Source organism: Streptomyces sp. NPDC111628 (genome assembly GCF_055635195.1).
This window is the reverse complement of sequence record NZ_JBVKBZ010000003.1, coordinates 343,196-362,949: the sequence shown is the minus strand read 5'-3', so window position 1 is coordinate 362,949 and position 19,754 is coordinate 343,196. Positions and strand designations below refer to the sequence as shown.

General features: G+C 73.1%; 16 protein-coding genes. 4 read left to right on the top strand and 12 right to left on the bottom strand.

Annotated elements, in window-relative coordinates; translation table 11 throughout:
* Window positions 1–18: 18 nt before the first annotated feature.
* The 8 genes from ACZ7MF_RS16570 to ACZ7MF_RS16535 all read right to left on the bottom strand — a co-directional run bounded on the left by ACZ7MF_RS16570 (window position 19) and on the right by ACZ7MF_RS16535 (window position 10,417).
* On the bottom strand, window positions 19–837 hold the full coding sequence (locus ACZ7MF_RS16570; protein WP_471477516.1) for a siderophore-interacting protein: 819 nt from the start codon (window positions 835–837) through the stop codon (window positions 19–21).
* 15 nt (window positions 838–852) lie between these two features.
* A complete protein-coding gene (locus ACZ7MF_RS16565) occupies window positions 853–3,141 on the bottom strand; it encodes a glycoside hydrolase family 3 N-terminal domain-containing protein (RefSeq protein ID WP_471477515.1) in 2,289 nt (762 codons plus the stop codon).
* Window positions 3,138–5,072: a glycoside hydrolase 5 family protein gene (locus ACZ7MF_RS16560; RefSeq protein ID WP_471477514.1), complete on the bottom strand. Its 1,935-nt coding sequence runs from the start codon at window positions 5,070–5,072 to the stop codon at window positions 3,138–3,140. Before ACZ7MF_RS16560 ends, ACZ7MF_RS16565 begins: the two co-directional genes overlap by 4 nt.
* 64 nt (window positions 5,073–5,136) lie before the next feature.
* A complete protein-coding gene (locus tag ACZ7MF_RS16555) occupies window positions 5,137–6,180 on the bottom strand; it encodes a LacI family DNA-binding transcriptional regulator (protein ID WP_471477513.1) in 1,044 nt (347 codons plus the stop codon).
* Window positions 6,177–7,004, bottom strand: coding sequence for a carbohydrate ABC transporter permease (locus ACZ7MF_RS16550; RefSeq protein WP_003978411.1), 828 nt, complete (start codon window positions 7,002–7,004; stop codon window positions 6,177–6,179). Before ACZ7MF_RS16550 ends, ACZ7MF_RS16555 begins: the two co-directional genes overlap by 4 nt.
* 14 nt (window positions 7,005–7,018) lie before the next feature.
* Window positions 7,019–7,960, bottom strand: a complete 942-nt coding sequence (locus ACZ7MF_RS16545; protein WP_471477512.1) for a carbohydrate ABC transporter permease — start codon at window positions 7,958–7,960, stop codon at window positions 7,019–7,021.
* Window positions 7,961–8,048: 88 nt separating this feature from the next.
* On the bottom strand, window positions 8,049–9,338 hold the full coding sequence (locus ACZ7MF_RS16540) for an ABC transporter substrate-binding protein (RefSeq protein ID WP_471477511.1): 1,290 nt from the start codon (window positions 9,336–9,338) through the stop codon (window positions 8,049–8,051).
* 143 nt (window positions 9,339–9,481) lie between these two features.
* Window positions 9,482–10,417, bottom strand: coding sequence for an NAD-dependent protein deacetylase (locus ACZ7MF_RS16535; protein ID WP_471477510.1), 936 nt, complete (start codon window positions 10,415–10,417; stop codon window positions 9,482–9,484).
* A gap of 243 nt (window positions 10,418–10,660) precedes the next feature.
* Here ACZ7MF_RS16535 and ACZ7MF_RS16530 point away from each other — a divergent pair, with 243 nt between their 5' ends.
* Both ACZ7MF_RS16530 and ACZ7MF_RS16525 read left to right on the top strand, forming a co-directional pair.
* On the top strand, window positions 10,661–11,503 hold the full coding sequence (locus tag ACZ7MF_RS16530) for a PP2C family protein-serine/threonine phosphatase (protein WP_471477509.1): 843 nt from the start codon (window positions 10,661–10,663) through the stop codon (window positions 11,501–11,503).
* 50 nt (window positions 11,504–11,553) lie between these two features.
* On the top strand, window positions 11,554–12,543 hold the full coding sequence (locus tag ACZ7MF_RS16525) for an MASE1 domain-containing protein (RefSeq protein ID WP_471477508.1): 990 nt from the start codon (window positions 11,554–11,556) through the stop codon (window positions 12,541–12,543).
* A gap of 70 nt (window positions 12,544–12,613) precedes the next feature.
* On the opposite strand, the gene rhaS is transcribed toward ACZ7MF_RS16525, so the two are convergent.
* From rhaS to ACZ7MF_RS16510, 3 genes are all read right to left on the bottom strand, one after another.
* A complete protein-coding gene (gene rhaS, locus ACZ7MF_RS16520) occupies window positions 12,614–13,693 on the bottom strand; it encodes a rhamnose ABC transporter substrate-binding protein (RefSeq protein WP_471478849.1) in 1,080 nt (359 codons plus the stop codon).
* A gap of 242 nt (window positions 13,694–13,935) precedes the next feature.
* The gene (locus ACZ7MF_RS16515; protein WP_471477507.1) at window positions 13,936–15,390 is read right to left on the bottom strand and encodes an MFS transporter; all 1,455 of its coding nucleotides are present in this window, start codon (window positions 15,388–15,390) and stop codon (window positions 13,936–13,938) included.
* Entirely contained in the window at window positions 15,383–15,829 is a 447-nt protein-coding gene (locus ACZ7MF_RS16510; RefSeq protein WP_471477506.1) for a MarR family winged helix-turn-helix transcriptional regulator, read from the bottom strand. The genes ACZ7MF_RS16515 and ACZ7MF_RS16510 overlap by 8 nt, the downstream gene beginning before the upstream one ends.
* A gap of 264 nt (window positions 15,830–16,093) precedes the next feature.
* Between ACZ7MF_RS16510 and ACZ7MF_RS16505 the strand changes: the two genes are divergently transcribed.
* The gene (locus ACZ7MF_RS16505) at window positions 16,094–17,467 is read left to right on the top strand and encodes an N-acetylmuramoyl-L-alanine amidase (RefSeq protein WP_471477505.1); all 1,374 of its coding nucleotides are present in this window, start codon (window positions 16,094–16,096) and stop codon (window positions 17,465–17,467) included.
* Window positions 17,461–18,759, top strand: coding sequence for a hypothetical protein (locus tag ACZ7MF_RS16500; protein ID WP_471477504.1), 1,299 nt, complete (start codon window positions 17,461–17,463; stop codon window positions 18,757–18,759). The genes ACZ7MF_RS16505 and ACZ7MF_RS16500 overlap by 7 nt, the downstream gene beginning before the upstream one ends.
* Here ACZ7MF_RS16500 and ACZ7MF_RS16495 read toward each other — a convergent pair.
* Window positions 18,696–19,751: an ArsR family transcriptional regulator gene (locus tag ACZ7MF_RS16495; RefSeq protein ID WP_471477503.1), complete on the bottom strand. Its 1,056-nt coding sequence runs from the start codon at window positions 19,749–19,751 to the stop codon at window positions 18,696–18,698. The genes ACZ7MF_RS16500 and ACZ7MF_RS16495 overlap by 64 nt on opposite strands.
* Window positions 19,752–19,754: the final 3 nt, after the last annotated feature.

Here is a 19,754-nt window from a genome sequence, read left to right as displayed (position 1 = left end):
GGCGAGCGGGGCCGGACGTCAGGCCGCCGCCATCGCCTCGTGCTTCCAGAAGCCCGAGAAGGTGATGCGCTCCTTCGGCAGTCCCAGCCGGTGCAGATGCCTGCGTCCCTCCGTGGCCAGGGCCGACTCGCCGACGACGAAGGCGTAACCCGTCGCGTCGGCGCGGGTCAGCCGGCGCAGTTCGCGGAGTGCGGCGGCCCCGGGGACCGAGGTGTCGTACCGCCGCACGACCCAGGAGACCGTCACCCCGGCCGGGGCGGTCAGCTCGCGTCGGTCGGCGTCGGTGGGGATCTCCTGGATGAGCCGTCCCACGGTGCCTTCGGGGAGCGAGCGCATGATGCTCGCCGTGGCCGGCAGTCCGGTCTCGTCGGCCACCACGGTCACCTCGGAGGCGTCCTGCGGACAGTCGAAGAGGATGCCCTGGTCGAGCAGGGCGAGCGCGTCCCCGGGCCGGGCGCCGCAGGCCCAGATGGCGGCCCTGCCCTCGACCTCGCCGGTGGGACCGCGGTGGACGACGAAGTCGATGTCCAGCTCGGCCGAAGTGCGGCGGTAGTCGGCCACGGAGTAGTTGGCGCAGTGCGGCCGCTCGTCCTCCGGGATGGCGAGGTACGGCTGCCACCACTGCGAGCCCGTGAACTCCGGCAGACGCAGGTCCCGTTGGTGGGGGAGCTGGAGGAACAGGCGGAACCAGTGGTCGTATCCCAGCCACGGAAAGCCGCCGAGCCCCGGCCCGGTGACCGTGACGCGCTGCATGGACGGGGAGACCCGCCTGGTCCGCACGACGCGGGCGCGGAACATTTCCGGATGCTGGGGCGTGAGCCGCCGAACCTTCGCCATGAAGGCAAGGCTAGCCTAAGTTGCGTTCGATTCCGAGTCCGTGATCTCCAGCCGCGCGCCCCGGGTCCGGTCGGACGCCGGTCCCGTCTCCAGCTCGACCGACCCCGGCTCCACGACCGGGCGGAGGTTGCGCCCCACCGAGGCGAGTGTGTCCGGGCCCACCTCGAAGACCGCGTCGGCCTCCGCTCCGGGCGCGAGGCTCAGGCGGACAAAACCCCGCAGCTCGCGCACGCGCGGCCAGGACGACCCCCCGGACAGGCGACGCACGTAGAGCTGGACCGTCTCCTCGGCGGGCCGCGCCCCCGTGTTGCGGACCGTGACCCGGCAGGTCAGGCGCGGCGCTCGGGCGTCGACCCGGGCGTGCGACAGGCGCGGCGCCCCGTACACGACGCTCGTGTACGACAGACCGTGCCCGAAGGCGTGCAGCGGCCCGGCACTCTGGTCGACGTAGCCGCGGTAGCGGTGGTCCTTCCTGTTGTAGTAGACGGGCAGTTGGGCGGCCGAGCGGGGCACGGAGACCGGCAGCCGCCCGCGGGGTTCCGCGTCGCCGAACAGCACCTCGGCCACCGCACGCCCGCCCCGCGGCCCGGGATACCAGGCGCTCAGCACCGCCGCCGCGGGCGCGTCCAGCTCGGGCAGGGCGTGCGGGCGTCCCTGGACCAGCACCACCACGACCGGGGTCCCGGTCGCCGACACCGCCGCCAGCAGGGCCCGTTGCCCGGGCGGCAGTGCCAGGTCCGCCAGGTCCACCCCCTCGCCGCACGTCATGCCGGACGGCGTACCGGAACCGGTGACGGCCGCCCCGTTCGCGTCGAAGACCGTGTCCGGGGAGCGGGCACTGGAGCCCCCCAGCGCCAGCACGGCCACGTCGGAACCGGCCGCCAGCGCGACGGCCGCCGGGACGTCCGACGCGTCGTCACCCACCAGGCCGCACCCCCGGCCGTGCACCACCTCGGTGCCCGGCCCGGCCGCCGCCCGGATGCCCTCCAGGACGGTGATCCCGCCACCGGGCCGCTGCGGCGCCGTGTAGTCGCCGATCTGCTGCGCCACGGAGTCGGCGTTGGGACCCAGCACCGCGATCCGCCGCGCCGCACGGGACAGGGGGAGGACGCCGCCCTCGTGGGCGAGCAGCGTGATGGACGCACGGGCGACCCGCTCGCCCAGCTCGGCGGGGTCAGGCAGATCCACCGCCTCGGACCGGGCGGGAGGCAGCGGCTGTTCGAACAGGCCCAGACGGAACTTCAGCGTGAGGACCCGCGCCACCGAGGCGTTCAGCACCGACTCGGACACCAGGCCCCGCCGCACCGCCTCGCCCAGGGAGGCGAAGGAGTCGTCCCACAGGCTCAGGTCGCACCCGGCGTTCAGGGCCAGCGCCCCGGCCGGCACCGGATCGCCGGTCAACCGCACCAGGCGGTCGATCGCGGTGCCGTCCGCCATGACGACGCCCTCGAAGCCCCACTCCGCCCGGAGCAGGTCGGTCAGCAGATACCGGTTCGCGACGCAGGGCAGGCCGTCGAACTCGTTGTAGGCGGCCATCACCCCGGCCGCACCGGCGGCCACCCCGGCCCGGGCCGCCGCCAGGTGCACCTCGTGCAGTTCGCGCGGCCCCAGCTCCGTCGCCGCGCTGTTGCGGCCGCCGACGGTGGCGCCCTGCCCGGCGAAGTGCTTGAGGACCACGGCCACCCCCGCCCGCCGCGCACCCTCGACCAGTGCCTCGGTCATCCGCGCGGCGAGGTACGGGTCCTCCGTGAAGCACTCCTCGCTGCGCCCCCAGCGCGGGTCGCGCACCAGGTCGAGCGCGGAGACCAGCGCGATGTGCGCGCCGCGCGCCCGCAGTTCGGCGGCTGCCCCGGCCACCGCATCGGCGTACAGGCCGGGATCCCAGGTGGCGCCGACCGCGAGGTTCACCGGCAGCACCGTCCCGTCCAGCGCCTGGTGGCCGTGCGGCATCTCCTCGACCAGCAGGACGGGGATGCCCAGCCGGGTGTGGTCCACGACGTACCGCTGCACGCCCGCCGCCGTCCGCGCCCCGTCCGTCGCGTCGAGGCCGTCCGCGAAGCCGACGCCGGACCAGGCGTCGGCCCGCTGCAACCCGTACAGCGCGCCCATGCCGTCGAAGGCGGCGACCTCGGCGCGGAAGGCGTCGGTGAGGCGGTGTCCGTCCCCGGCGCGCTCGTAGGCGTCCCAGCCGTACATGCGCTGGTTGACCTGACCGACCTTCTCCGCGAGGGTCATGCGGTCCAGCAGGTCACGGACGCGGTCCGGCACCGGCGCGGCCGGGTCGCGGTAGCGGGGGAGGCTCATCGCAGCTCCAGCACGGCCACGCCGTACGCGTCGAGCGCCACGTCCTGCACCGGGGCGCCGTCGGCCAGGTCGTGCAGCTTCCCCTCGGCGGCCGGACGGACCACGAGCGGGTCGGGACTCTGGCTGACCAGCCACACGAAACGGCGGCCGTCGGCGTGCACCAGGACGTCCGCCGACACGTGCGGGTCGGCGACCGTGACGGGCCGCCGCACCCCCGCCACCTGTGCCAGCGCGCCGTAGAGGCGCTGCGTGACGTCGGGGTTGACGCGCGCCGTGCGGGCCGCCATGTGCTCCAGCGGATAGGTGGACAGCACGGTCCGGCCCACCCCCGTCTCGTGGACGATCAGCGCCGGCCGCCCGTGGGCGTCCACCGCGACGACCCGCCCCGCACGCGGTACGACGGGCAGGTAGGCGCGGCTGTCCTCGTTCCCCGCCACCGGGAAACGCAGCACCTCGCCGGCCCGCAGGCCGCCGAAGTCCTCGGTGAACGTCATCTCCAGCACGTCGTCCTCGATCGGCTCGGCGACGCCGTAGGACAACTGCAGCTCCACGCCGAAGAGCCCGTCGAGGTCGTCGAACCAGGGGCCGCGGGTCACCGGGTGTTCGCCGGAGCAGAAGGACAGGTACACGGTGGCGCCCTCGGCGGCCCGGCGGGCCAGCTCCCTGCGGGTGCGGGTGGTGAGCTGCCGGGTGGCGGGCAGCAGGTAGAGCGACGCCTCGCCCGGCATCCCGTCGGCCTCACGGGTGAGCGCCACCGGCAGGTCGGCGGCGCGCGCGGTGACGTAACCCTGGTGCAGGGACGTGAAGATGAGCGGCCGGTCGGCGGGACGGCTGTAGGGGTAGCCCCGTTCGAGGAAGGCCGGGACGACGAGGGCGGCGTCCGCGTCGGTCCGGGAGCAGCGCGGGAAGTCCACCGCCTTCAGCACCCCCGCGAAGGCGGCCAGTTCCCGCAGCGGCTCCTTGGGAGCCCCGGCGGAGTCGGTGATGCCGAAGTGCATCTCGAAGGGGTGGTGGTCGTAGGGGGACTGGTCCCACAGGCCGTCGTAGTCGGTGTTGTTCCAGGCGAGCCAGCCGGTCGCCCCGCCCAGCAGCGAGTTGTGCAGGGTCTGCCGGTAGAAGATCCCCGCGTTGGCGGCCGAGACCGTGTCGGTGGACAGCCCGAACTCCTCCAGCACGACCGGCTGTCCGGTCACCGAGGCCAGCTCGCACTCGAAGGCGGCCCGGTAGTGCTGCCGCGGCCGGTCCGTGTCCGAGCGGTACACGTGCGGGCCCACGAAGTCGACGTACTCGGCCGTCTCCCGCAGCGAGAAGCCGTTGTCACGCCCGGTCACCTCGATGCCCCAGGCCCCGTCGCCCAGCGACACCGGCTGCGTCGCGCCCGTCGCCCGGACCGCGTTGCACATGGCCTGGGCCCACGCGGTCACCACGTCGGTGGTGGGCGGGTCGACCTGGTGGATCCGCCCGTACCCGGGCATCTCGTTGGTGATCAGCCACCCCGTCACCGCCGGGTGGTCCTTGAAGCGCCTCGCCATGCGGGAGACGAACCACGCCTGGCGGCCCACCATCCACACGTCCTCGTACAGATCGCGGTTGCCGCGCCAGACGGGGTCCCAGTTCTCGCCGGACATGTGGCCGACGATGAACGTCGGAACGGTTCCCATGCCGGTCTCCGCGTGGGCGTCGAGGAAGTCCTCGAAGCGCGCGCACAGTGCGTCGTCGATCCGGTCGGGCTCCGGGTGGAAGTCCGGCCAGTAGAAGAAGGACCGGGTCGTGTTCAGGCCGTGGTCGGCGAGCACGCGCAGTTCCTCGCGCACGGTCTTCGGGTCGTAGTTCCGCCACATCAGCGGGCCGCCGGTGCGGGACCAGAAGTTGGCGCCGAGCCAGGGCAGGACGTCGGTCTGGTGGGTGAGCTGGGCGCTGTGGCGTCGCATGGTCCTTCTCGGGTGGTGGGGTGCGGATGGTGCGTGGCCGCGGCCTGCCGCGACCGGGTGGTGGTCAGGTGGGGGCGGGCCCCGTGGACTCGCGTACGACCAGGCGCGGCCGTTCGGCGAGGGCGGCGTCCTCGACCTCCTCGCCGCACAGGGCGAGCAGCATGCGCGCGGCCGCCGCGCCCACCCGCTGCACCTGCTGGTCGACGGTGGTCAGCCGGGGGTGGAGCCAGGAACCGAGCGGCAGGTTGTCGTAGCCGACGACGGACACGTCCCGGGGCACGGCCAGTCCGGCGCGCTGGGCGGTGCCGATGCCGCAGACCGCCATGGAGTCGTTGGCGTACACGATCGCGGTAGGACGGTCGGCGGAGTCGAGGAGCGCCTCGGTGGCACCGACGGCGCGCCGCTCGCTGAAGTCGGTGGGCAGCACCGCGAACGGGCGCAGGGCCGCCTCGCGCAGGGCGCCCTCGAAGGCCGCCCTGCGCACCCGCGTGTGCTGGAGCTCGGGCGGCCCGCTGACGTAGGCGACGCGCCGGTGGCCGAGGCCCAGCAGGTGCGCGACGGCCTCGGCGATCCCCGCGCCCTGGTCGCGCAGTCCGACGCGCGGTACGACGGCCGTGCCGTCGGGCGAACCGAGCAGCACCGCGGGCAGTCCGAGCCGGGCGAGCAGCGCGGGACGGGCGTCGTCGTCGCGGGCGTCGGTGAGCACGGCGCCGTCCACCCGGCCCTCGGCCGCGAGCCGCTCGTACAGCGCGTTCTCCTCCTGGTGACCGCTGACCAGGTGCAGCAGCAGGCCGTAGCCGCGCGGCGCCAACTCGCCCTCTATGCCGGTGATCAGCTCGCTGAAGTGGGGGTCGGAGCCCAGTACGTCCGTGGGGCGCCGCACCACCAGGGCGAGGCTGCGGGTACGGGCGTTGCGCAGCGCCGCGGCGGAGGCACTGGGCGACCAGCCCAGCTCCAGCGCGGCGTCCAGGATCCGGCGGCGGGTCGCCTCGGAGAGCCGGCCCTTGTTGTTGAAGGCCTGGGACACGGCCGCCGTCGACACCCCGGCCGCCGCCGCGACCGCCTTGATCGTGGGCCGGCGTCCGGCCCGCTCGGTGGAGACGCTCACATCTTCACCGCCCCGCTGACCAGGGCCTGCTGCATGCGCTTCTGGAGCAGGGTGTAGACGAGCCACACCGGCACCAGGGTCAGCACCGTGCCCGCCGTCAGCACGCCGTAGTCCGTGCCGGTGATCGACTTCAGCGTGGGCAGGGCCACCTGGACCGTGCGCTGCGCCGGGTCCGGGCCGATGATGACCAGCGAGTACAGGTACTCGTTCCAGAAGGTCAGGAAGTTCAGCAGCAGCACGGTCGCGATGCCCGGCAGGCACATCGGCGTGTACACGTGCCGCAGCACCGCGAAGGTGGACGCCCCGTCCAGCCGGGCGGCCTCCTCCATCTCCGGCGGGATGGTGCGCATGAACTGCACCAGGATCACCACCGACAGCGGCAGCGCCGTCGCAGGCAGGAACAGCACCATGAAGATCCGGGTGTGGAACAGCCCGGTGGCCGCCGCGAGCAGGAAGGTGGGGAAGAGCGCCGCGAACGTCGGGATCAGGAAGCCCAGCGAGAAGACCTTCTCGACCACGCCCGCCAGCCGCCCGGTCGAACGCGCCAGGGCGAACGAGGCGGGGATCGCCAGCAGCAGGGTCAGCGCCAGCGAGAACACCGTCACCAGCGCCGAGTTGACCACCGCGAGCCCGAGGTCGGCGCTCTCGAACGCGGTGCGGAAGTTGCCGAGCCCCAGGGAGGACGGCGGGGCGAAGGGGTGCGCGAAGATCTCGTCGTTCGACTTGAAGGCCGAGGCGAGGAAGTAGTACAGCGGGACGACGAGCAGCACCGCGTACGTCCACACCAGGATGTGGGCCGGGAGCCAGCGTTTGCCGAGCTTCATCAGTGCTGCTCCGATCAGTAGTTCTGGCGGAAGACGCGGCGGATCGTCAGCAGGCCGACGAGTCCGGCGAGGAAGAGGAGGACGCCGACGGTCTGGCTGTAGCCGAGGTCGGCGGCGATGAACGCCTTCTGGTAGACGAGGAACGACAGCGTGGTCGACGACGTGCCGGGGCCGCCCTGGGTGAGCAGCAGCACGTGCTGCGCGGAGCCGAACAGCGTCCACAGGAACTGGAGCATCGTCACCACGCCCACGTAGTCGCGGATGACGGGGAAGTGGACCGACCACATCGTCCGCCAGTGCCCCGCCCCGTCGAGCTGCGCGGCCTCCCCGAGCTCGTCCGGCACACTGCCCAGCCGGGCGGCGAACAGTACGGCGGTGAAGCCGATGCCCGCCCAGACGTCCAGGGCGATCAGACACGCCAGGGCCGTCGACGGCGAGGCCAGCCAGGCGTCGGCGAGGGAGCCGAGGCCGACGCTCTCCAGCCCGCCGTTGAGCAGGCCGTCCGGTGACAGCGCCGCGTAGAACACCATCGCCTTCGCGGGCGTCGAGATCAGCCCCGGGATGAAGAGCAGATACCGGATCACCCGGTGACCGGGCGGGCGCTGGGCCACGTAGTACCCCAGCATGAACGCGCAGACGATCATCACCGGGACGGCGACGGCCAGTTGTACGGCGGTGTTGCGGACCGCGTCCCAGAACACCGGGTCGTCCAGGACCACCCGGGCGTTGTCGAGACCGGCGAAGGACACCGGCTGGAGCATGCCGGGCCAGTGCAGGGCCGCGATCACGAAGATCGCGAGCAGCGGTCCGACCATGAAGACCAGGTACCAGACCAGCGCGGGCACCGCGAGGACGGTGCCGCCCTGCCGGCGCCGGCCCGCGGCCGGGGCGGGGGAGGGCGGCGGGACCGACCTGCGGGCCGCGCTCCCGTCCGGCGTCGTCGTGAGCGTCGTCATGCGGTGACTCCCGGGGAACGGGTGGAACGGGGGAGGGTGAGGAGGACGAGGGAGAACCCGGCGGCGGAACCGGCGGTGTCCGGGCGGCTCATACGGACCGGTACGCGGACTCGAGGGCGGCGCGCACGCGGGCCGGGCTGGTGCCCCGGGTGAACGAGGTGCTGGTCGCGGTGATCAGCGGCTGCGCGGCGGCGGGCGGCACGTACACGTCGGGCAGCAGCACCTGGCTCACCTCGGAGCCCAGCCGCTGGGCCGCCCCGACCAGCGGGAAACCGGTGGAGACGGCGTCCGTGCGCAGGGCCATGTCCCGTCCGCTCTCCGTCACGAACCGCGCCACGACGTCCTCGCGGTACATGAACCGCAGGAACTTCTCGACCTGCTCGATCTTGCGGACGCCGTTGGGGCTGATCCAGAAGCCGATGAGGGTGTAGGCGCGGATGACGGTGGGACCGTCGTGGGCCGCCCCGTCGGCCAGCGGCCAGCCGCCGACCTCCGTGTGCCCGGCCACCTTCTCGGGCACCTTGGCCAGGGCGGAGGACATCGCCGACTGGACGGCCGCCTCCTCGGTGTTGAACTGCGTGGTCATCGAGTCGGAGGTGAGGCCCTGGGCCTTGTCCGCGAACACACCGGCGTCGCGCAGGTGTGCGAAGTACTCGATGCCCAGGCGGGCGCCGCGACCGCCGAAGTCACCCGTGGAGTAGACGTGCCGGGCCTCGTCCTGGGACAGGAACGTCTGGATGATCTGCGCCAGCAGCTTCTGGCCGGTCCAGTCGTTGCCGCCCACGGTCACCGGGGCGATGCCTTTGGCGCGCAGCTTGCGGGCCGCGGCGATCAGCTGGTCCCCCGTGGTGGGGATCGTGTCGACCCCGGCCCGGTCGAGCAGGGCGCGGTTGTAGGCCACGGGCCAGTTCGTCGCGAAGTAGGGGAAGGCCCGGACCCGGCCCTCGTCGTCCGTCCAGTCGGCCAGCGCGGCGGGCAGGACGCGCCCGCGCAGCCCCCAGTCGTCGAGATACGGCTTGACGTCGACGGTCGCGCCGACGTCCGTCCAGGCCAGCGTCTTGTCGTAGAGGTTGACCATCACGACGTCGGCCTCCTTGCGGGCCAGCCGCGAGGTCTCGTAGACCTGGGCGAGGTCGTCGCCGTTGACGAGGTTCTTGACCTTCACCCCCGGGTTCTCCTCGCGGAAGCGGTCCACGGCCGCCAGATACGTGGGGGAGCCCGGCGCGGTGGTGCCGAGCTGGGTGTGGACGACGAGGGTGTCCGGGTCGGAGTCCGCCGACGCCAGCGACGAGCAGCCGGACAGAGCGGGCAGGGCAGCGGCCGCGGCCAGACCGGAACCGGCGGCGAGCAGTTCGCGCCGTGTCAGCGATGAGCGCACAGGGGTGGTCTCCAACCAAGCGGTTAACGATTGGTTAATCGATGTACCTCATGAGGTGCGAGGACTGTATGGAGTGGCGGGACCACGGTCAAGGGGGTGGCGCGGGGAGATTTCCGGTCCCGTGCCGGACGCGGGCTGCCTGGTCAGGCCGTCGCCGCGTCCTCCGCCGGGTCGTCCGTCGCGTCCTCCGCCGGGTCCTCCACGCGGAGGCCGAGCCGGTCCGCCACGGTGGTCAGGGCCGGTCCCAGCGGGAGCGCGATCCTGGTGGCGGCCAGCCGGTCGCCGCGGGTGGCGTCGCGGTTGACGATCAGGACCGGCTTGCCCGCCTCGGCCGCCTGGCGGACGAAGCGGAGCCCCGACATCACCGTCAGCGAGGAGCCGAGGACCAGCAGCGAGGACGCTCCGCGCACCAGCTCGCGGCAGTGCTCGACGCGGCGCGGCGGTACGTTCTCGCCGAAGAACACCACGTCCGGTTTGAGGATGCCGCCGCACACCGTGCACGGCACCACCCGGAAGTCCCCGACCTGCTCGTCGGTGAGGTCGGCGTCGCCGTCCGGGTTGATGCCCGCGGCCACCGGCGAGAAGCCCGCGTTGGCCTCCTCCAGGCGCCGGGCGAGTTCACGGCGCGGACTGAGGACACCGCACGACAGGCAGACGACCCGGTCCAGGCTGCCGTGCAGTTCCACGACGCCCTCGCTGCCCGCGGCCTGGTGCAGAGCGTCGACGTTCTGGGTGATCACGCCGGTGAGCAGACCGCGCCGCCCGAACGCCGCCACCGACCGGTGCCCCGCGTTGGGCCGGGCGCGGCCGAAGGTGCGCCAGCCGAGGTGACTGCGCGCCCAGTACCGGCGGCGGGCCTCGGGATGGGCGGTGAAGTCCTGGTAGGTCATCGGCGTGTGCCGGCTCAGGCTGCCGCCCTCGCCCCGGTAGTCGGGAATGCCCGACTCCGTGGAGATGCCCGCCCCGCTGAGCACCAGCACCCCGCCGGCCCGCAGCGCGTCGGCGACGGGCGCCAGGTCCGTGGTGCCCGGCGGCAGGTCCGCTCCCGGGGTCCAGCTCAGAGTGGGGCGCATGCGCATGCGGCAAGGGTACGGAACGCGCCGCCGTCCCCGGCGTGGCGGGGCGCACACCGCCACCGCCCGCTTCCGGGGGGCCGCAGCCACCCGCCCGTCACCGCCCGCCTTCGGGGGGCCGCAGCCACCCGCCCGTCACCGCCCCCGGACGGCGCCGGCATGACCTTTTCCGTCCCGGGTGACAGACTTGCACTGTCCAGGGGGCCGTGAGGTTCCTGCCGGGAGAGGCGGCCTGGCCGGGAGTGGTCGATGTTCCGCAAGCGTCCCGCACCTGACGGTGAAGAGCTGCTCGCCCGGCTGGCCTCACTGACCACACGGGCGAAGGAGCTCGCCGAGCTGCGACGGTCGCAGGTGGAGCTGGCGATCGCCCTGCAGCGCGACATGCTCCCCGCGGACCTGCCCGCCGTCCCCGGCATCCACCTGGCCGCGTGCTACTCGCCCGCGTACGCCGGGCTCAACGTGGGCGGCGACTGGTACGACGCCTTCACCCTCCCCGACGGGCGCATCGGGCTCTCCGTCGGTGACGTCCAGGGCCACGCCATCGACGCGGCCGCCTTCATGGGCCAGGTCCGGGTCGGCCTGCGGGCGCTGGCCTCCGTGACCAGCGAGCCCGGCGACCTGCTGGCCTGCACGAACGAACTGGTCCTGTCCCTCAACAAGGACCTGTTCGCCACCTGCACCTTCATGCGCTACGACCCGGCGACCGGACTCCTGGAGAGCGCCCGGGCCGGCCACATCCCCTGCGTGCGGGCCACGGCGGACGGCAGGGCGGAGGTCTGCCGGGACGAGGGCGGACCCCCGCTGGGCGTCCTGGAGGGCACCGAATACCCGGTGACCCGGTACCGGCTCGCCACGGGCGGAGTGTTCGTCCTGGTCACGGACGGTGTGGTGGAAGGACCCTCGCTGAGCGTCGACGAGGGCCTGGACCGGGTGGTGCGACTGGCGGGCCTCGCCGCCGTCGTCGGCATGGAGGCGGACGCGCTGGCGGCCGCCGTCCTGAAGAACGCCGAGCTGATCGGACACGAGGACGACGCGGCCGTGCTCGTCGTCGGCCATGACGGGCGTGGCGCCACGCGTGGCGTTACGCCGTAGGGCGCCACGGAGCGCCTCTCGCCTCGCCGACCCGGCGGCACCGGTGTCTGATGGCTGCTGTGGTGGGTATCCGTGCGTGGCCTCGACCGGTCGTCCTCGCCTGCGCGACGCTGCTGCTCGCCGGCTGCTACTACGCGGCGGGGCGGCTCGGGCTGTCGCAGCAGCTGAGCGCCGACGGTTCGGTCGTCACGCCCATCTGGCCGCCCACCGGCCTCGCCGTGGCCTGCCTGCTCCTGTTCGGCCCGTGGTGCGTGCCGGGCATCGCCCTCGGCGCGCTGCTGGTCATCGTCTCCCTGGGAGCACCCGGGCCCGAGGCCGCGGGCATCGTGGCGGGCAACACCGCCGCCCCCGTCTGCGCCTGGCTGATGCTGCGCGCGGTGGGCTTCCGGGTGAGCCTGAGCCGGTTGCGCGACGGACTGGCCCTCGTCTTCCTGGGCGCGCTGACCGCGATGCTGATCAGTTCGGGAACGGGCATCGGCATGCTCCTGCTGTCGGGCAAACTCCCCACCGACCACCTCGGGATCGTCTGGCTGGCCTGGTGGGTCGGTGATGCCATGGGCGTCGTCCTGGTCACCCCGCTGCTGCTCCTGCTGTACCGCGCCCGTCTGCCGCCCCCGTCCGTGCGCTGGACCGAGGCCGCCGGGCTCACCGTGGTCGTGTGCGTCCTGGTGCCGCTGATCATGTACAGCTCGGTCAGCGTGCTGTTCCTCGCCTACCCGATCCTGATCTGGTCGGCGCTGCGCTTCCAGCTGGCGGGCGGCATCCCGTGTGCACTGTTCGTGTCGGTGACGGCCACCGTCGTGGCCCGGCAGGAGGCCGGCTCCTTCGGGAAGCTGACCGACATCGAGACGATGATGAAGCTCCAGGCGTTCAACGGGACCCTGGGACTGACCGCGCTCCTGCTCTCCGCGGTGATCAGCGAACAGCTCAACACCAGACGGTCGGTGGAGCGCGCCTGCCACGAGCTGGTCGAGGCGCTGCAACACCTGAACGCCGGCGGCTCCGGGACTCCGGGCCCGCCCGGAGGAGACGGCCGGTGAGCGCGGTGCCGGGCTCCCCGCCACCCGCACCCACCCGGACGGCATCCGCCCGGGCAAGTGCGCGCGGGCGTCAGAAGTCGTAGTCGTCGATGTTCCCGGCGTCGAAGACCGTCGGATCGCCGAGGGTGATGACCCCGTTCCCGGTGAGCTGGAACCAGCCCATGTCCCCGGCCAGGAACATCTGTCCCTCCCGGCCGGTGATCTGCCCGGAGGCGAGGGCCACCGCCGCGTGACCGGCCAGCTCGCCGAGCTTGGCCGGGTCCCACAGCACGAACGCCTCCACCGTGCCGTCCTTGATGTAGGGACGCATGTCGTTGGGGGCGCCGAGCCCGGTGAGCTTCACCTCGCCCTTGTACTCCGACTGGGACAGGTACTTCGCGGCCGCCTTGATCCCGTTGGTGGTGGGGGAGATGATCCCCTTCAGCTTCCCGTGCTCCCGGAGCAGTTCCTCGGCCTTCTGGTACGACTTCTCGGCCTCGTCGTCGCCGTAGACGACGTCCACCAGCCGCATCTCCTTGTACCTCGGATCCTCCAGCTCCTTCTTGATGCTGCTGATCCAGGCGTTCTGGTTGGTCGCCGTCTGCGCGGCGGACAGGATCGCGACGTCGCCCTTGTAGCCGGTCTGCTCGCCGAGCAGTTCCAGCTGCCGTAGGGCGATGTCCTCGGCGCTCGCGGGGGAGACGAAGGCGGAGCGGCACTCGGGCTTCGTGTCGGAGTCGTACGTGACGACCTTGACGCCTTCTGCCATGGCCTGCTTGAGGGCGTCGCACAGCGCGTCGGGGTCCAGCGCCGAGACGGCGATCGCGTCGGCCTTCTGCTCGGTGAGGTCGTTGATGTGCGACACCTGCCCGGAGGCGTCGGCGCCCTGGTCCGTGCCCACCTCCTTGAAGGTCGAGCCCAGTGACTTGACGGCGCGCTCCCCGCCCCGGTCGGCGACCGAGAAGTACGGGGTGTTGACCTGCTTGGGAAGGAAGCCGACGGTCAGACCCGTCCTGGTGGGGGCGTTGGGGGAGGCCTCGGCGTTCTTGGCGTTCGTCGCCGTGTCGTCGTCCGCGGGGCCGTCGCCGTCGCCGCACCCGGCGGTGAGGAGACCGAGGGAGGACACGGCGGCGACGAGTACGGAGGCACGGCGTGCGGGGGTTCGGTGCATGTGCTTCTTTCGATGAGTCGACATGCGGCGACCGAAGACCGTTCACCAGGTGCGTTCAGCCATGGCGGTCTTGCGGGTGCGCGGCAGTCGCGTGGGGGCCGCCCGAGCGTGGGGCCAGGGCACTGAAAGGATTCAATCGAGCTTGACCGGGACGCTAGGCACAAACGCCGTTGTGGTCAATGGACTTGCGGGAAACAGTTCTTGAGCCCGCGGCCCCTCAGGCCTGCCCCTGCGAGGGTTGCTCAGACCGGTGCCCGCGTGCCCGTCCCCGGCGCTCGGCCGAGCGTGCGGTCGAAGAGGGTGAGCAGCAGGTAGAGCACGCCGGCGCCGAGCATCACCCAGGCGAGCCGGTGCAGGCCGCCGGTGTCGGCGCGTTGCCCGAAGGCGGCGGCGGTCGCGGAGGAGGCGACCATCGAGCCGACGTAGGCGAAGGTGCGCAGCAGACCGGCGGAGGAGGCGGTGCGCTCCGGATCGGCCTGGAAGTAGACGGAGTTCTGCAGGGCCAGGTTGTTCAGCCCCTGTGGGACGCCGAAGATCAGCGCGACCAGCAGCAGCATCCACAGCGGGCTGTCCCCGCCCAGCGTGAGGATCAGCAGGCATGCGGCGATCTGTCCGATCGCGCCGAGCAGCAGCTTCCCCCGCACGCCCGTGCTGCGTCCCGAGACGATCGAGACTCCTATCGCCAGCAGGAACATGGGGATCTGCGCCAGACCGGCGTGGAAGGGGCTCAGCCCGAAGCCCTCCTCGGTCCACTGGGTGAAGCCGTAGAGGAAGGAGTACGCGACGACGTAGGCGACGAGCGCCCGCCCGTAGGTGGCCAGGAGCGGGGTGTTGCCGCCGAGCACCCGCAGGTCTATGAAGGGCGTGGCGGCCCGCAGCTCCCGTGCCGCGAACGCCGCTCCCGCGGCGGCGGCGAGCGCGAGCAGGTACCAGTCGCGCAGGTGCAGGTTCATCAGGAAGAGCAGCAGCGCGACGAGCATCGCGGCGAACAGTCCCATGCCGGGCAGATCGAGCCGGGCGGCCAGGCTCCCGCGCGGCGTGGATCCGCCACTGGATCGGCCAGTGGACCCGCCCGTGGGCTCCTCCGCGGGCTCCGCCTTGGGCAGTCGCAGCAGCCCCAGCAGCACGGCCGCGAGGGCCAGGGGCACGTTCAGCGCGAAGGTGGCACGCCAGCCGCCCACCGCGATCAGCAGCCCGCCCAGCAGTGGCCCCACGACGGCGACGGTCTGGTTGGCCACGGCCAGCGCGGTGAGCACCCCGCCGGGGCTGTTCCGTCCGGTGCGCTCGGCCTCGCTGCGCACCAGGACCATCGCGGCGGGATAGCCCGCGCAGGTGCCGAACCCGAGCAGGACCCGCGCGCCGATCAGGACGCCCAGGCTGGGCGCGAGGGCACCCACGACACCGGCGACGCCGACAAGGCCGGTACTGAGGAGGAAGAGCCGGCGCGGGCCGAAGACGTCGATGAGCCGGCCGACGACCGGCTGCCCGAGCGACGTGGCCAGGTAGAGGGCGGAGACGAGCCAGGCGGTCTGCGAGGCCGGTGCGCCGAGCGCCCTGCCGATCGGGACGAGGGCGACCGCGATGATCGTCGAGTTGACCGGGTTGAGCACCGAACCCAGCAGCATCGGCGGCAGCAGTCGGCGGTCGAAGCCGGACGTGTCCGTGCCGGCCTCCGGGCCCGCCTTCGCCTCAGTCATGGTTCAGCCGCTCCAGCACGGCCATGGCCGCGATCACGGTCCGGCGCTCCTCCTCGGTGCACCTGTCCTGCAACCGGCCCGCGAGCCATTCCGTGCGGGCCTGCCGCCCCTGCGCCACACGACGGACGCCCTCCGCGGTCACCGTGATCAGCAGGCGTCGTCCGTCGTCCGGGTCGGGGTGCCGCTCCACCAGCCCCATGGAGGCGAGCGCGGTGACCGTCGCCGTCATCGACTGGTGCCTGACCCCTTCGGTCGCGGCGAGTTCGCTGGCCGTGACGCCCCCCTGGTCGGACAGTCGGGCCAGCACCGAGGCCTGGCCCAGGGTGAGGTCCTCGACCTCGGAGGCCTTGAGGATGCGCCGGCGCAGCCGGCTGATGACCGCTCGGACCTCCCGCGAGGCCTGGACCGCCGACGGTGAGGGACGCTCGTTCTCGCTCATGCCTCCAGGCTAATGTCCACAGGACGGGCTGTACAGCCTTGGCTGTATATAAGGCTCGTGCGGAGGCCGCGAAGTCTTTCGCTCAGGCTGCAATGACTTGCTCACGTCAAGTTCGGCGATCCATCATGCGACGACCGGTGCGCGGACAACTCCCGCCTTCGACGGGCGGCTTCGTCCCGCGCGCCCGGTCGGCCGCGCCCCCCGGTGCCCGCGAGGCCGCCATCCCCCACCCCATGGGCACCGGAGAGAGCGGAGCGCCCCCACATGTCCTCCGGACTCCCCGTCAGACGCGCGCGAACCGCACTGTGCGCCACGGCCGTCGCGGCGGCCCTGGTCCTGACCGGCCAGCCGTCCCCGGCCGCCGCCACGCCCACCACCCCGCCCGGTACCTCCGTCAACGCGGCGTTCGCCCGCGCGGCCGACGCCTACGACGTCCCCCGGGACCTCCTGGTCGCCGTCGGCTACGGCGAGACCCGCCTCGACGGCCACGCCGGACTGCCCAGCCAGGACCACGGCTACGGCATGATGCACCTGGTCAGCAACCCCGAACGGCACACTCTGGAGCGCGCCGCACGACTCACCGGCGCAGGCCCCGCCGAGCTGAGGCGGGACACGGGCGCCAACATCCTGGGCGCCGCCGCCGTACTGCGCGCCCTGGCCGACGAGGCCGGACTCGACGCCGCCGACCGCGACCGGCTCGGCGCCTGGTACCCCGTCACCGCCCGCTACGGCGCCCCCGGTGGCAGGGCCGCGGCCCGCCTGTACGCGGACGCGGTCTACGGCATCCTCGCCGACGGCGTACGGACCCGTGCCGAGGGCGGCGAACAGGTCGTCCTCGCCCCGCGTGCCGTGCGGCCCGAACGCGGCCCGTACGCAGGGACCGACACCGGCGCGGGGCTCGCCGCGGCCGCCGAATACCCCTCCGCGCTGTGGAACCCGGCGTACTCCGGCAACTACGCCGCGGGCCGCAGCTCGGCGGTCACCACCGTGGTCGTGCACGTCACCCAGGGCTCGTACGCGGGCTCCATCAGCTGGTTCCAGAACCCGTCCGCGCAGGTCAGCGCCCACTACGTGGTGCGGTCCTCCGACGGACAGATCACCCAGGCGGTCCGCGAGGGCGACACCGCCTGGCACGCCCGCTCGGCCAACCCCTACTCCGTCGGCGTGGAGCACGAGGGCTACGTCGACGACCCCGCGTGGTTCACCGACGCCCTGTACCGCTCGTCGGCGGCGCTGACCCGCTACCTCACAGACAAGTACGGCATCCCCAAGGACCGCGCGCACATCGTCGGGCACAGCGAGGTGCCCGGCAACGACCACACCGACCCCGGCCCGAACTGGGACTGGGCCTACTACATGAGCCTGGTCCGGGGCGACGACGGCGCCACCGGCACCCCGTTCCCCACCTGGGGCACGGACGTGAGCGCCCGTCAGCAGCCGACGACCGACTCCGCTCGGGTGGCGAGTCTGCCCGGACCGACGTCCGTCCGCGTGGCCTGCCAGGTGCACGGCGGCCTCGTCGAGTACGACGGCTACAGCAACGACGCCTGGTCGTACCTGCCCGACCACGGCGGCTACGTCTCCAACATCTTCGTCGACGTCGACGACGCCTGGCTCCCAGGAGTGCCCACATGCTGACCCCTTCCCCCCGGCGCCGCGGATCCGCCCCACGTCGCAGACCCCGCACCACCCGCGCCCTGACCGGCACGGTGTGCCTGCTCGCCCTCGCCGGGACGGCCCTCGGCGCCGCGCCCGCACCGGCCGCCGACGCCGCCGTCCCGCCCGCTCCGGTGTCCTGGCGCGCGGACCTGTCCAGGACCGGCACCGACGACGTCAACGTCCGGTACGACGCGGGCGCCCTGCGGGTGCGGGACGGCTCGCTCAGCCCCGCCTCCCTCGGCCGGGACCGCGGCTACGCCTCCGCCGTACTGGACCCGCACCACGTCGACCGGCCCGTCGACCGGGTCGCCGTGGCCCTCGACGCGACCGTGCCCGACGCGGCAGGCGTCGAGGTCGACGTGCGCGGACGCGCGGCCGACGGCACCTGGACCGAGTGGCGGCGGGCGGCGGCCGGCGCCCCGGCCGAACTGCCCCGTGACGTGGTCGACGTCCAGGCCCGGCTCACCCTGTGGAACGCCAGGGGCGGGCCCACCGCGGCCGTGCGCGCGGTGACCCTGACGGCGGACGACGCGGGTACCGCCCCCGCCGAGCCCGCACCGGAGACCCGGGCCGCCGCCTTCTCCGCCCGCGTCTACGCCACCCGCGAGGGCCTCGTCGGACACACCACCGCCAACGGTCACGTCATCCAGGCCGACGACCACTTCGTGGCGCTCCCCTCCCGCCGGGCCCTGTCACCGAACGGCAGCGGCCAGTACTCGGTACAGGTGTGCGGACCCGTCCGCTGCGAGACGGCGCCCGTGTGGGACGTCGGCCCGTGGAACACGCACGACGACCACTGGAACCCCTCGGCCCAGCGCGAGCAGTGGAAGGACCTGCCGCAGGGGCTGCCCGAGGCGCAGGCCGCCTACGAGGACGGCTACAACGGCGGACGCGACGAGTTCGGCCGCCAGGTCGCCAACCCGGCCGGCATCGACCTGGCCGACGGCACCTTCTACAACGTCGGCCTGAACGACAACGGCTGGGTGACCGTCACCTACCTGTGGACCGAGGGCGGCGGCGACACCACGGCCTTCCCGACCTGGGGCACCGACGTGAGCGTGCGGCAGCAGGCGACGACCGACTCCACCCGCGTGGCGAGCCTGCCCGGGCCCACGACCGTACGGGTGCGGTGCCAGGTCCACGGCCAGCTCGTGAACTACGACGGCTACAGCAACGACGCCTGGTCCTACCTGCCGGACTACGGCGGCTACGTCTCCAACATCTTCATCGACGTGGCCGACTCCTGGCTCCCGGGCGTCCCCACCTGCTGACCGTCGAGCAGCGCGGACCCCAACGCCGTGCGGCGGTGCAGCACCCGGTTGCCCTCCCGGCGGGTCGCCACCAGCCCCGCCCCACGCAGCACGGCGGCGTGCCGGCTCGTCGTGGAGGGCGCCAGGCGCAGCGCGGTGGCCAGGGCCGTCGTCGTCAGCGGCGCCTCCAGCGCCGCCAGCACCCGGGCCCGGGACGTGCCGATCAGCTGCGCGACGGACGGCCCGGCCGCCCCGGCCCGCAACCGCGGCAGCCAGCCGGGCTCCGGCCCCAGCGGATGCACCAGTACGTGCGGCAGCGACTCGTCCACCAGGGCCAGCGGGGTCCGTACGCAGAAGAAGGCGGGCACCAGCGTCAACGGACGCCCGCCCAGCCGCAGGAACCGGGGCTCGGGGTAGGGCGCGGCGAGCCGAGTGCCGTCCGGCCGCCGCCAGCCCGGCAGTTCCGCATAGCTCGCCAGCAGCGCCTCCGCCCCGCCGGCAAGCGCCGCCTCGGCCCGACGGGCACGGTCCTGACCGGCACGAGTGTGGATCACCGACAGATACGGTGCCACCGCGAGGGCGTGGTACCGCCGCAACGTACCGCCGAGCCAGCGCAGTGCCCCCGACTCCCCGGTGGCGACCCACCGCACACTTCGCGGCACCGGACCGCGGGACTGGCCGCACAGCAGGTCCAGTTCGGCGACGAGCCTGCGCCGGGGCGTCGACTGCACCCGGTCCACGGCGTCCTCGAGGCCGAGGTCGCCGAGACCCGGCGTCAGGAAGTCCGGGAAGTACCCCGCGGCCGGGCACAGCGCCATCAACGCCCTGACGTCGCCGACCAGTCCGGCCCGGTGCAGCGCCGCACGCACCTCGCGCCGCCAGGGGTCGTACGCCAGGGGCTCCTGGCCGTTCTGGAGCAGGTGGAGGCTCAGCACCGTCTCCCACAGGGCGTCGGTGCCGCGCGCCACCCGTAACCGGGTCAACGCGCCCTGGTCGAACTCGACGTGAAGCACTGA

What these genes read in the sequence shown, in the direction of transcription:
- ACZ7MF_RS16535 (WP_471477510.1), bottom strand. Translation starts at nt 10,417, where the DNA reads ATGCGCATGCGCCCCACTCTGAGCTGGACCCCGGGAGCGGACCTGCCG.
- ACZ7MF_RS16560 (WP_471477514.1), bottom strand. Translation starts at nt 5,072, where the DNA reads ATGCGACGCCACAGCGCCCAGCTCACCCACCAGACCGACGTCCTGCCC.
- ACZ7MF_RS16550 (WP_003978411.1), bottom strand. Translation starts at nt 7,004, where the DNA reads ATGAAGCTCGGCAAACGCTGGCTCCCGGCCCACATCCTGGTGTGGACG.
- ACZ7MF_RS16505 (WP_471477505.1), top strand. Translation starts at nt 16,094, where the DNA reads ATGTCCTCCGGACTCCCCGTCAGACGCGCGCGAACCGCACTGTGCGCC.
- ACZ7MF_RS16500 (WP_471477504.1), top strand. Translation starts at nt 17,461, where the DNA reads ATGCTGACCCCTTCCCCCCGGCGCCGCGGATCCGCCCCACGTCGCAGA.
- ACZ7MF_RS16510 (WP_471477506.1), bottom strand. Translation starts at nt 15,829, where the DNA reads ATGAGCGAGAACGAGCGTCCCTCACCGTCGGCGGTCCAGGCCTCGCGG.
- ACZ7MF_RS16530 (WP_471477509.1), top strand. Translation starts at nt 10,661, where the DNA reads ATGTTCCGCAAGCGTCCCGCACCTGACGGTGAAGAGCTGCTCGCCCGG.
- ACZ7MF_RS16525 (WP_471477508.1), top strand. Translation starts at nt 11,554, where the DNA reads ATGGCTGCTGTGGTGGGTATCCGTGCGTGGCCTCGACCGGTCGTCCTC.
- ACZ7MF_RS16565 (WP_471477515.1), bottom strand. Translation starts at nt 3,141, where the DNA reads ATGAGCCTCCCCCGCTACCGCGACCCGGCCGCGCCGGTGCCGGACCGC.
- rhaS (WP_471478849.1), bottom strand. Translation starts at nt 13,693, where the DNA reads ATGCACCGAACCCCCGCACGCCGTGCCTCCGTACTCGTCGCCGCCGTG.
- ACZ7MF_RS16570 (WP_471477516.1), bottom strand. Translation starts at nt 837, where the DNA reads ATGGCGAAGGTTCGGCGGCTCACGCCCCAGCATCCGGAAATGTTCCGC.
- ACZ7MF_RS16515 (WP_471477507.1), bottom strand. Translation starts at nt 15,390, where the DNA reads ATGACTGAGGCGAAGGCGGGCCCGGAGGCCGGCACGGACACGTCCGGC.
- ACZ7MF_RS16545 (WP_471477512.1), bottom strand. Translation starts at nt 7,960, where the DNA reads ATGACGACGCTCACGACGACGCCGGACGGGAGCGCGGCCCGCAGGTCG.